Origin of the sequence: Pseudomonas brassicacearum, from assembly GCF_000585995.1 — a bacterium.
GTDB lineage: Bacteria > Pseudomonadota > Gammaproteobacteria > Pseudomonadales > Pseudomonadaceae > Aquipseudomonas > Aquipseudomonas brassicacearum_A.
Genome location: NZ_CP007410.1, coordinates 2,918,961 through 2,930,603 on the forward strand (window position 1 = coordinate 2,918,961; position 11,643 = coordinate 2,930,603).

The 11,643-nt window shown below is 63.0% G+C and carries 11 protein-coding genes; 9 read left to right on the forward strand and 2 right to left on the reverse strand.

Annotated elements, in window-relative coordinates; all coding sequences use genetic code 11:
* Positions 1–38: 38 nt before the first annotated feature.
* Positions 39–878: a pirin family protein gene (locus CD58_RS12725; RefSeq protein WP_025213378.1), complete on the reverse strand. Its 840-nt coding sequence runs from the start codon at positions 876–878 to the stop codon at positions 39–41.
* A 124-nt stretch (positions 879–1,002) separates the two neighbouring features.
* Here CD58_RS12725 and CD58_RS12730 point away from each other — a divergent pair, with 124 nt between their 5' ends.
* From CD58_RS12730 to CD58_RS12755, 6 genes are all read left to right on the forward strand, one after another.
* Positions 1,003–1,917, forward strand: coding sequence for a LysR family transcriptional regulator (locus tag CD58_RS12730; protein WP_025213379.1), 915 nt, complete (start codon positions 1,003–1,005; stop codon positions 1,915–1,917).
* A 284-nt stretch (positions 1,918–2,201) separates the two neighbouring features.
* The gene (locus tag CD58_RS12735) at positions 2,202–3,527 is read left to right on the forward strand and encodes a flavin-containing monooxygenase (RefSeq protein WP_025213380.1); all 1,326 of its coding nucleotides are present in this window, start codon (positions 2,202–2,204) and stop codon (positions 3,525–3,527) included.
* Positions 3,527–3,937, forward strand: a complete 411-nt coding sequence (locus CD58_RS12740; protein WP_003201555.1) for a RidA family protein — start codon at positions 3,527–3,529, stop codon at positions 3,935–3,937. Before CD58_RS12735 ends, CD58_RS12740 begins: the two co-directional genes overlap by 1 nt.
* A gap of 10 nt (positions 3,938–3,947) precedes the next feature.
* The gene (locus CD58_RS12745) at positions 3,948–4,622 is read left to right on the forward strand and encodes a DUF1028 domain-containing protein (RefSeq protein WP_025213381.1); all 675 of its coding nucleotides are present in this window, start codon (positions 3,948–3,950) and stop codon (positions 4,620–4,622) included.
* Positions 4,615–5,784, forward strand: a complete 1,170-nt coding sequence (argE, locus tag CD58_RS12750; protein WP_025213382.1) for an acetylornithine deacetylase — start codon at positions 4,615–4,617, stop codon at positions 5,782–5,784. The genes CD58_RS12745 and argE overlap by 8 nt, the downstream gene beginning before the upstream one ends.
* Before the next feature lie 181 nt (positions 5,785–5,965).
* Entirely contained in the window at positions 5,966–7,006 is a 1,041-nt protein-coding gene (locus tag CD58_RS12755) for an ABC transporter substrate-binding protein (protein ID WP_025213383.1), read from the forward strand.
* A gap of 190 nt (positions 7,007–7,196) precedes the next feature.
* Here the strand turns inward: CD58_RS12755 and CD58_RS12760 are convergent, their stop codons facing one another.
* Complete coding sequence (locus tag CD58_RS12760) at positions 7,197–8,108, reverse strand: LysR substrate-binding domain-containing protein (RefSeq protein ID WP_025213384.1); 912 nt, start codon at positions 8,106–8,108, stop codon at positions 7,197–7,199.
* A 264-nt stretch (positions 8,109–8,372) separates the two neighbouring features.
* Here CD58_RS12760 and CD58_RS12765 point away from each other — a divergent pair, with 264 nt between their 5' ends.
* The 3 genes from CD58_RS12765 to CD58_RS12775 all read left to right on the forward strand — a co-directional run bounded on the left by CD58_RS12765 (position 8,373) and on the right by CD58_RS12775 (position 11,634).
* Positions 8,373–9,365 carry a helix-turn-helix domain-containing protein gene (locus tag CD58_RS12765; RefSeq protein ID WP_025213385.1) on the forward strand — a complete coding sequence of 331 codons (993 nt, stop codon included), beginning with the start codon at positions 8,373–8,375 and terminating at the stop codon, positions 9,363–9,365.
* Positions 9,366–9,434: 69 nt separating this feature from the next.
* Complete coding sequence (locus tag CD58_RS12770) at positions 9,435–10,367, forward strand: SphA family protein (protein ID WP_025213386.1); 933 nt, start codon at positions 9,435–9,437, stop codon at positions 10,365–10,367.
* A 10-nt stretch (positions 10,368–10,377) separates the two neighbouring features.
* Entirely contained in the window at positions 10,378–11,634 is a 1,257-nt protein-coding gene (locus CD58_RS12775; RefSeq protein ID WP_025213387.1) for an MFS transporter, read from the forward strand.
* Positions 11,635–11,643 lie beyond the last annotated feature (9 nt).

Consider the following 11,643-nt stretch of genomic DNA (forward strand, 5'->3'; position numbering starts at 1 on the left):
CTCAAAAGAAAACAGATAGGGATTGAGTCGAGGGTCGGCTAGGCCAACCGGCCCTCTTGTTGCAAAAGGGCGCCGATGCGCTGGATTTCGTTTTCGCCTTTTTCCAGCGCCGCTTGGCTGGTGTGCACCGAGTAGGAACCCAGCACCAGATCGTGGGGATGCTTGACCGCCGAGCCGAGCACGAAGGAGGTCGTGCCCTTGGCAACGATGTCGATGGCTGCGCCGGACTCTTCGAAGACCACCATTTCCCCGGCATTGACGCTGCCGCCGGCGTCGAGGCTGCCGTCGTTGACGGCCAGCCAGGCAACGGTGTGCCCAGCCGGTGGCGTGTAGCGCCAGCGTTCCTGGTCTTTCAGTTGCACGGCCAAATAATTCGTACCCGCCGGGGCTGCAACGTTGCTGCGAGCAGCGCCATATTGGCCGAGCAACACCCGCGCCGGACCTTCACGGGGGATATCGGCGGGTGCCAGGTAGACGCTGTGGGCCGGTGCGTTTTCTTCAGCGGCCGGCAGCGCGACCCAAAGCTGGAAGCCATGGATCGACGAGCTGCCGACCGGCCGGGCGTCGTGCCATACGCCGTTACCGGCTTGCATCCACTCCATGCCACCGCTGGGCAGTACACCCGATTGCCCAGTGGTGTCTTCGTAGACCACCTGACCTTCGATCATGTAGGTCAGCGTCGCGATCCCGGAATGCGGGTGCATGCCGAAACCTCTGCGCATGGCGTCGGCCTTGAAGGCGAAGAGATCGAGAAATACAAAGGGCTTGCAGCGTTGGCCGAGGTCGCCCGGGCTCATGAGGCGGGTGATCGGCCCGTGGCGGTTGCCCCGGGTGCGGTGGACGATGGTGCGCGGTGGCGCGGCGACGATGCTGTTCATGGTTGACCTCGGATGCTTGAGCGTGGATGGGCCTCGATGTGAGCAGGATAAGTGCCTGGCAATAGATTGATTAGTCGATACAATCGGATTGAACTCATCCAAAAAGCGAAGGAATGGCGACCCAATGCTCGATCTGAACGACGTCGCACTGTTTGTCCAGGTGGTGCGCAGCGGCAGCTTTGCCGAAGCAGCGAGGCGCTTGGGCATGCCGTCCAATACCGTGAGCCGGCGCGTCCAGCAGTTGGAGGCGCAATTGGGGACGCGACTGCTGCAACGCTCCACCCGCAAACTCACGCTGACTCAGGTGGGGCAGGGGTTCTATGAGCGCTGCGTCGGCGCTGTGGACGGGCTGACCGAGGCGGGGCAGGAACTGATGAAGGGCAGCGATGAACCCAGCGGCCTGGTGCGTATCGCGGCGATGGCGGATTTCTTCGATTTTTTCCCGATGCAATGGGTGGCGGACTTCCTCGCCGCGCATCCTCGGGTGCAGCTTGATTTCGTGCTCAGCGATGCCCGTGTCGACCTGATTGCCGACCGTATCGACGTGGCTTTTCGCGGTGGTCCGCTACAGGACTCCGGCTATGTCGGGCGCCAACTCATCAAGAACGACGGTGACGGCATGGTTGCCAGTCCCGCTTACATTGCCAAGCGTGGTGCGCCGACTTCGCTGCAGGACCTGACTCACCACGACAGCGTGAGCTTCTCCCATCCCAGCGGCTTGAGTCACTGGCGGCTCATTGGCCCAGACGGCACCGAACAGGAGGTGCAGGTTCCCTGCCGCTTCAACGCCAACACCGCTCAAGCGCAGCGCAAGGCTGCCGTGGCGGGCCTGGGCATCGCCGTGCTGCCCTCGGCGCTGAGCCGCGTGGATCTGGAAGCTGGAAGGCTGGTACGTGTTCTGCCGCAATACCAGCGTATCGGCTTCGGCCTGAATGTGCTCTACCCGAGCCGGCGCCAATTGCCGCTGGCGGTCTCGGCGTTCATTGGGCTGGTAATGGAAAAGCTGGAGCTCAAGGCGTTTCCGGCGCGGTTGAGCTGAGCTGGCCATTCCGATCCGCGTCTGTGCCCACCGTTTGACCGTTCCCACGTAGGGTGCGGGAATGATCAGGTTGCGGGGACGGTGAAGATCGTTCCTCACGCCCGCGCAGTAGCCCATTTTTTTCCTTCCCAGCAACGATAAAAACCCTCGTTTCGTAAATCCCCGCCCGCCAACACAATCGCCTCGACACCGCCCATCAATAGTCGCAACCGCAGAACAACAATCAGAACCCGAGGCGGCGTCATGCCGACCTGAACCGAATCTCCTGCCGGACGTGCACAGACATGCCTTTTGAAACAACTCACATCGATACGCTTGTCATAGGCGCCGGCCAGGCCGGCGTGGCCATGAGTGAACACTTGAGCCGGCAAGGGGTGCCTCACCTTGTGTTGGAGCGCAGTCGGATTGCCGAGGCCTGGCGCACGGCGCGTTGGGATTCGCTGGTCGCCAACGGCCCGGCCTGGCATGACCGTTTTCCGGGGCTGGAATTCGAAGGGCTCGACCCCGATGCCTTCGCGGCGAAGGACCAGGTTGCCGATTACTTCGAAGCCTATGCCCGCCAGTTCAACGCACCGATCCGTACTGGCGTGGAGGTCAGGAAAGTCGAGCGTAATGTCGGCCGTCCGGGCTTCACCGTTGAAACCTCCGAGGGCCTGATCGAGGCCATCCATGTGGTGGTTGCCACCGGGCCGTTCCAGCAGCCGGTGATCCCGCCGATCGCGCCGGAACTGGCGTCGGTCACCCAGATTCACTCCGCCCAGTATCGCAATCCCGGGCAACTGCCCGAGGGCGCGGTGTTGGTGGTGGGGGCCGGTTCGTCAGGGGTGCAGATCGCTGATGAATTGCAGCGCGCCGGCAAGCAGGTCTACCTCTCGGTAGGCGCCCATGATCGTCCGCCGCGGGCCTATCGCAACCGGGATTTCTGCTGGTGGCTCGGGGTGCTCGGCGAGTGGGATGCGGAGGCCGTCAAGCCCGGCAAGGAACATGTGACCATTGCCGTGAGCGGTGCCCGTGGTGGCTATACCGTGGATTTCCGCCGGCTGGCCCATGAAGGCATTACCTTGGTGGGCCTGACGAAATCCTTCAACGCCAGCGTGGTGACCTTTGAAGACAACCTGGCCGAGAACATCGCCCGTGGCGACGAAAATTACCTGGCGCTGCTGGACGCCGCCGATGCCTACATTGCCCGCAATGGCCTGGACCTGCCGCTCGACCCCGAAGCCCGTCAGCTGCCGCCTGATCCGCACTGCCTGACCCAGCCGATCCTGGCGCTGGACCTGGTCGACGCTGGCGTGACCACGATCATCTGGGCTACCGGCTATTCAGTGGATTACAGCTGGCTGAAGGTCGACGCGCTCAACGCCAACGGCAAGCCTCGGCACCAACGTGGGGTTTCCAGCGAACCGGGCCTGTATTTCGTCGGCCTGCCCTGGTTGTCACGGCGCGGCTCGGCGTTCATCTGGGGCGTGTGGCATGACGCCCGGCATATCGCCGACCACATCGTGAAACAACGCATTTACCTCACCTATCAAGATGCTACCCAGCGCCAGGCCCCGGCACTGGATAGCGATTCGCGCCCTTCGAAAACCAGCCTCACGGGAGTTCGCTGATGCCTACTCACACGCGCATTCGCATGTTCAACACCAAGGACACGTACCCGAACCAGACACTGGACAACGACCTGTGCCAGGCCGTACGAGCCGGCAACACCGTCTATGTGCGTGGTCAGGTTGGCACTGATTTCAACGGCCAATTGGTGGGCCTCGGCGATCCTCGCGCCCAGGCCGAACAGGCCATGCGCAACGTCAAGCAATTGCTGGAAGAGGCCGGTAGCGACCTGAGCCATATCGTCAAGACCACCACTTACCTGATCGACCCGCGCTACCGCGAGCCGGTGTACCAGGAGGTCGGCAAGTGGCTCAAGGGCGTCTTCCCGATTTCCACGGGGCTGGTGGTCAGCGCCCTTGGGCAGCCGCAGTGGCTGATGGAAATCGACGTGATCGCGGTCATCCCCGAATAAGGAGTGCAGCATGACTTTTTCCATCGTCGGACGCTGCGCCGAAACCGGCCAGCTGGGGATTGCTATCAGTTCCTCGAGCATTGCCGTGGGTGCCCGTTGTCCCTGGTTGCGGGCCGGCGTCGGCGCGGTGTCGAGCCAGAACATTACGCTGCCGGCCCTCGGCCCGCTGATCCTGGACGAGCTGGCTGGCGGTCTGGCGGCGCAAGAGGCGGTGGACCGCGCCCTGGCCCGCAATGGCTACAGCCAGTACCGTCAGGTGGCCGTGGTCGATGCCCACGGGCACACGGCGATTTTCAGTGGCAGCCACGCCTTGGGCATTCACAACGCACTGGCCGGTGATCAGTGCGTGGCGGCCGGCAATCTGTTGGCCAACCCGGGGGTGATCGAGGCCATGGTCGCGGCTTTCGAACGCAGTGAAGGCTGTCTCGCGTCACGCCTGCTGAGCGCGTTGCAGGCCGGGCAGGCGGCCGGTGGCGAAGCCGGGGCGGTGCATTCGGCGGCGTTGTCGGTGGTGGATGACCTGACCTGGCCCATCGTCGATCTGCGGGTGGATTGGGCCGAGGAAAATCCCATCGGCGAACTGGAGATACTCTGGCTGGCCTATCAGCCACAGCTTCAGGATTACCTGACCCGTGCCCTGGACCCGACAGCGGCGCCCAGCTATGGCGTGCCGGGCGATGAGTGAGCTGCGCAGCCGGGCAATGCTCGCCAGCCTGGTGGGCTTCGCCACGGTCAGTCGCGATTCGAACCTGGCGCTGATCGAGTTCGTTCGCGATTACCTGCAAGGCTTGGGCGTGGCCTGCGAGCTGATCTACAACTCTGAGCGGACCAAGGCCAACCTGTTGGCGAGTATCGGCCCGGCGGTGTCCGGTGGCGTGGTCTTGTCCGGGCATACCGACGTGGTGCCGGTGGATGGTCAAGCCTGGACGGTCGATCCGTTTTGCCTGAGCGAGGTGGATGGCAAGCTGTTCGGACGCGGCACGGCGGACATGAAGGGCTACCTGGCGTCAGTGCTGGCAGCGGTGCCGACATTCCTCGCCAGCCCGCTTCGCCGCCCTGTGCACTTGGCGTTTTCCTATGACGAAGAGGTCGGTTGCCTGGGCGTGCGCAGTCTGCTGGAGGTGCTGCCTCAACGCGTCCCCCAGCCGGTGTTGTGCCTGATCGGCGAGCCCACCCAACTCCAACCGGTGCTGGGCCACAAGGGCAAGTTGGCGATGCGTTGCCACGTCAAAGGGGCGGCTTGCCATTCGGCCTACGCACCTTATGGCGTGAACGCCATCGAGCAGGCGGCGCGCTTGATTGGATGCCTGGGCGAGATTGGCGCTGACCTGGCCGATCCTTCGTTGCATGACCCGCGCTTCGACCCGGCGTATTCGACGGTGCAGGTCGGGGTGATCCAGGGCGGGACGGTATTGAACATCGTCCCGGCCGATTGCCGTTTCGATTTTGAAGTGCGCGCCTTGCCGGATTTCACCCCAGAGGCGGTTGTCGAGCAGTTGCAGGACTACGCCGAACAGGTGCTGTTGCCGCCGATGCGTGCGGTGCAAGGCGACACCGCGATCCGTTTTGAACAGCTGTCCGCTTACCCGGGCCTGGCGACCTCGCCTGACAGCGCCGCCGCGCAACTGATTGCCCGTCTGTGCGGCAGCGCCGCGTTCAGGACCGTCGCATTCGGCACCGAAGGCGGCCTGTTTCATCAGGCCGGCGTGCCGACGGTGGTGTGTGGCCCCGGCAGCATGGAGCAGGGGCACAAGCCCGACGAATACGTGAGCGTTGAACAGATGGCCGCCTGCGACCGCTTGATGGATCGGCTGGCGAGTTATCTCTGTGATCCCAATGATTGCTGACCGCAAGGTGCCTGAGGAGGACGATTTCAAGGGAAGGAGATTCCTCGCGGTCAGCCAGGCGACACCCATGAACAGGCCGACAAGAGCCTTTGCTGTAGACCTTACCGCCCGTATTTACGGTCACTTTTGAGTCCCGTCACCGGCTCGTGCGGGCGAGCTGGTATTTTCGAGGAACCGCTCCATGTCCAGATCCTTGCGTTGCAATATTGCGTGTGCCCTGGCGTTGTTGAGTACCAGTGTTGTAGCCGCGCCACAAAGCCTGACCGTGATTTCTTTCGGCGGCGCTACCAAGCAGGCCCAGGACAAGGCCTACTTCCAACCTTTCAACGCCAGTGGTGCAGGAAGCATCGTGGCCGGCGAATACAACGGTGAACTGTCGAAGATCAAGGCCATGGTTGCAGCCGGGCATACCAGCTGGGACGTGGTCGAAGTGGAAAGCCCCGAGCTGTTGCGTGGCTGTGAGGAAGGCCTGTTCGAGAAGCTCGACCTGGGGCGGATGGGCGATCCGACGAATTATGTGCCGGGGGCCCTCAATGAATGCGGTGTCGCCACCTATGTCTGGTCGATGGTCCTGGCCTACGACCAGAGCAAGCTCGCCAAGGCGCCCAAGTCCTGGGCGGATTTCTGGAACGTTGCCGAGTACCCGGGCAAGCGCGGCCTGCGCAAGGGCGCCAAGTACACCTTGGAAATCGCGTTGCTGGCCGATGGGGTCAAGGCGCAAGACTTGTACAAGGTGTTGAACACGCCGGAAGGTGTGTCCCGGGCCTTCGCCAAACTCGACCAGATCAAGGCGAATATCCAGTGGTGGGAGGCCGGCGCGCAACCGGCGCAGTGGTTGGTGGCAGGGGATGTGGCGATGAGCGCCGCCTACAACGGCCGCATCGCTTCGGCGCAAAAGGAAGGCATGAAGCTGAGCATCGTCTGGCCGCAGAGCCTGTACGATCCGGAGTACTGGGCGGTGGTCAAGGGCACGCCAAACAAGGCCCTGGCTGAACAGTTCATTGCTTTCGCCAGCCAGCCACAGACCCAGAAGGTGTTCTCGGAAAACATCCCTTACGGACCGGTGCATCGCCAGACCCTGGCCCTGCTGCCTGCGGCGGTGCAGGCGCAGTTGCCCACCGCCGAGGCCAATCTGGCTGAAGCCCAGGCGGTGGATGCCGAGTTCTGGGTCGACCATGGCGAGGAGCTGGAGCAACGTTTCAACGCCTGGGCGGCTCGCTAGGCACACCCCTTGTGGCGAGGGAGCTTGCTCCCGCTGGGCTGCGCAGCAGCCCCAAGCCTGGCGCCCTCGGTGTGTCATGGAAATTGGGTTCAGCCTGTTTGGGGTCGCTTCGCAACCCAGCGGGAGCAAGCTCCCTCGCCACGGGGTTGGTGTTTTACTTACAGGCCGGGGCGGGCTGGCCTGCTGTGGCTCACGGTAACCACTGCTTGAATTGTTCCTTGCAGTAATCGACAAACAACTGCGCTGGTTTGGTGAGGTGCGCACGCTTGAGCCAACCGGCCACCAGCGCCGACCCCGTCACGTCCTCGGCGATGTTCACGCAGACCACCTGTTGCCCATCGTAGGTGCAGGTGGACTGCGGCCGGGTCACCAGCACGGCAAAGCCGAACGCCTGGCCGACCATGCCACGCACCATCTCGATCGATGGCGAGCTGAACACGATGTTCGGTGTCAGGCCCAGTTCTTCGAAGATGCTCACGAAATAGGTCCGGCTGGGTTGCACGTCCAGCAGAATCATCGGCTCCAGCGCCAGGTCACGCAGCGACACTTGGGCCTGACCGGCAAAGCGATGCCCGGCCGGCAACAATGCATAGGGTCGTTGCGGCGCGGTCAGCGCTTCAGTCTCGATGGTGCTGTCCAGGTCGTGCTCGTAGAAAATCGCCAGGTCGAACCGTCCACCGGTCAAACCTTGCACCAGCTCCTGTTGTTCGCCGTCCTGCACACGGATTTCCACGCCCGGGAAGCGCTGGCGGAAACCGGCGATCAGGCGCGGCAGGTAGAGCGGGGCGACGGTTTCGAAACAGCCGATGTCGATCTGCCCGCTGACCACGTCGTTATCGGCCAGCGCGTTCTGTTCGAACTCCCGGGACATGCGCAACAGCTCCTGGGCCTTGCGATAGAAGCGTGCGCCACCGGGGGTCAGCGACACGCCCTGGGCGTGATGACGAATGAGCAACTGCACACCGAAACTGTCCTCCAGCCCCTTGATGGCCGTGGCAATCGATGGCTGGGCGATGTACAGCTTGCGAGAGGCTTCAGCGACGCTGCCACATTCGACGGTGGTGACGAAGTACTTCAGCTGACGCAGAGAATAGGACGCCACGGCGCACCTCGATCCGGATGATTCTGCCTACCTTACCGTGTGCACACGGGGCAGGGCATGGGCATTGATACGGATTTTGCTGGGCATTGACGATATTCAAACTGGCTTGGGCAAGGGGAACGTACCGCAGCGTACTCCTGCGATGCGCGATGCCTTCCGGTCAATTATCCGTTTTCGGCACAATTACATGATCTGGCTCCCTGGCGGAATGGAACTTGCCTGACCTTTGATCCATAAGTCCTGGAATCATCGAAGGTCGGGTCAATGAACAACCACACCATGGCGCAGCCACCGGTCTCGGCAAACGTGTTGCCAGCGCTGCCGATCAATCGGTTTCGCACCGCAGACATCGACGAGCACGCCCGGAACATGGGTGGGTGGCAGGTGAGCTACGACCAGTTGACCCCGGGGCGCTTCGAAGGCGAGCTGATCGAATTGCGCTGCGACTGGATGCAATTGGTGCGCGATCGCTCTAATCAGGCCTTGACCAAGCGGGGCATTGCCTGGGAGGGCGCCATTACTTTCAGCGTGCCGTTGAGTGCCGACGGGCCGGTCTTTTGCTCCGGGCACCCGATTGTCGACCCCAGCCTGCTGGTCGCCCGTGGTCATAACCTGCCCGAGTTGCGCACGCCCCAGCATCTGGACTTGCTCGGTGTCGCGATTGAAGAGCAGGCATTGGCGCATGTGCTGGAGCGACAGGGCAGTCGTTTTCGAATTACCGATCTTCCCAAGTGTTACCGCCTCGGCGACTCGACGCTGCCCGCCGAGCTCGCCGCGCTGTTCGATGAGCTTGACGGGGGCGAGCAGGGGCGCGAGTCATTGTTGGGATACGAGTCGATTCGCCGGGGCCTGCGCGACACAGTGATGTTGCATGTGCTGGAGCTGGTGGCGCCGGACGAGGCGCCACCGCTCAACCCCACGGCGCGCAAACGCATGGTCGACCGAGCCCGGGAGTACGCCCTGGCCCATGTCGATGAACCGCTGTCGATCCTCGACCTGTGCAACCACATCGGCGCCAGCCGGCGGAAACTGCAGTACTGCTTCCAGGAGACGCTGGGCATCAACCCGGTGGCTTATTTGCGGGCGTTGCGTCTCAATGCGGTGCGTCGTGAGCTGCGTAATGGTGATCAGCCGCTGGGCGTGCAAGAGGTGGCGGCACGCTGGGGGTTCTGGCATTTGAGCCGGTTTTCCAGTGATTACCGGATCCTGTTTGGCGAAACCCCGTCGCAAACCTTGCGTCGCACGCATCTGTGCTGAAAACGGATAACGGCTGACCGGCCGGCTCCCTAGGATGACCCCAACACCACATGGTCGGAGGGGCATTCGATGAATCAAAATAAAAAAACAAACGCCTGGCGCTGTACGTGGTTGACCCTGGGGTTGATCGGTGTCTGTACCGCTGCCCATGGCACCGAAAACGGCGCGCCGACCACGGCGGTCGGGGTTTATGATTTCGGCGCAGGCATGATGCCGCCGGCCACGCCCTTTGGCACCGTCGGCCTGCGCACCGCGTTCTATTCGGCCAACGTGCAGAAGGACCGCCACGGCAAGTCCGTGGACAACAATTTCTCCCTGGATGTTTTATCCATCGGCGTCGCCTACATGCGCATGACCGATTACACCGTGCTGGGCGCCAAGTATGGCTTCGGCGCCGTCGTACCGTTCTTCCAGATGGACGCTTCGCTGCAGGTGCAGACGCCAGTCGGCCCGCTGAACCTTGACGCCGATCCGTTTCGCATGGCTGACATGCAGGTGCTGCCGGTGATCCTGCAGTGGACGCTTTCGCCGAACCTGTTCGTCAATGCCCAATTCCAGGTCCAGGCCCCCACGGGCGATTACGACAAGAATCGCTTGATCTCACCGGGGCTCAATCACTGGACTTTCTCGCCGATCCTCAACGCCACGTACATCACTGACAGTGGCTTTGAGGTGTCTTCAAGCTTCGAAGCCGACATCAATACCCGCAACCACGACACCGACTACAAGAACGGCGTCGAGTACCGTCACGAATTCGCCGTGGGCCAGCACGTCGGGCCATGGACCTTAGGCGTGGGCGGCTACTACTACCGTCAGTTCACCGATGACGATGCGCCGGGGCTGGAAACCGGCAACCGCGCCCGGGTGTTGGCCGTCGGGCCGGCGGTGAGCTACTTCAAACCCGGCATTCCACCGGTGTGGCTGCATGTCTACAAGGAGCTTGATGCGCGCAACCGCGCCGAAGGCTACACCGCAGCGTTGCGTATCTCTCAAAGCTTCTAAGGGGCTCGTCATGAACCAATCAAGTTCCGTTTCAACGGCCGGCGCCCCGTCGCGCCAGGCCGGTCGAGGCGAAGGGCTGGTGCTGATGCTCGGCAGCAGCCTGACCATCATGGGCTCGGTGATGGTTGCGCCCATCCTGCCCCGGTTGGGCGCTGAATTCGGTCCCCTGGAGCCTCGTGCCGATCTGCTGGTGCCGTTGGCGATCACCGGCCCGGCCCTGGCGATTGCCCTCTGCGCGCCCTTGGCCGGCTGGTTGGCCGACCGGGTCGGGCGCAAGGCGTTGCTGGTGATTGCTACCGTGCTCTACGCCGTGCTCGGCGCGCTGCCGGCCATGCTCGATAGCTTGCCCGCGATTGTCGGGGCACGGCTGCTTTTCGGTTGCACCGAGGCGGCGGTGATGACCTGCTGCGCAACCCTGATCGCCGACTATTGGCACGGCGAGGAGCGCCTGCGCTACGTCAACCGCCAGGTGGTGACCATCGGCCTGGTGGGCGCGCTGTTCTTCGTGGTGGGCGGAGCGCTCGGCGAGCACTCGTGGCGTTCGCCGTTCCTGTTGTACTTGCTGCCCCTGCTGCTGGTGCCGGTGATGGTGAAGGTGCTGTGGGAGCCACCCGTGGTGAAGCGGCAGGCGCTCGAGCAGCAGATTGATGAGTCGGGGCCGGCCAAGGTCGCGGTGCTGCAACTGGTGGTTGGCTATTTGATGATTCTGGGCGGCATGGTGCTGACCTTCGTCATGGCCATCCAGGCGCCGACATTGTTGGTTGGCCTGGGCATTACCTCGAGCACGATGATCGGCCTGGCGGCAGGGCTGAGCCTGCTGGCGACCTTGGGTGGTTCGTTGGCGTGGCCGTTGTTGCGCCGTCGCTTTGGCATCGCCGGTTGCAACGCCTTGTTGCTGGGGCTGATGGGGATCGGGCTGTGGCTGCTGATGCGTGCGCAAAGCTACAACGCGGTGCTGGTGGCCGTGCTCATCCAGGGCCTGGGTTCCGGGTTGCTGGTGCCTAACGTCATGGCGCCGGTGATGAATGCCTTGACCGCCCGCACCCGTGGTCGCGGCTTGGGCGGGTTCACCTCGTTTTTGTACTTCGGCCAGTTCGTCAGCCCGCTGGTGGTGGCCTTTGTGGCCGCTTTCGCCGGTGACCTTCGCCAGGCCATTCAGTGTCTGGCGTTCGCCAGTCTTGCCGGGGCGCTGCTCTGGGTGACCGTCGGCCTGCGAGCGCGGAGCCACGGCCAGGCGAACACCCTCGGATCACGTCAATCGTCATGAAATAAGGAA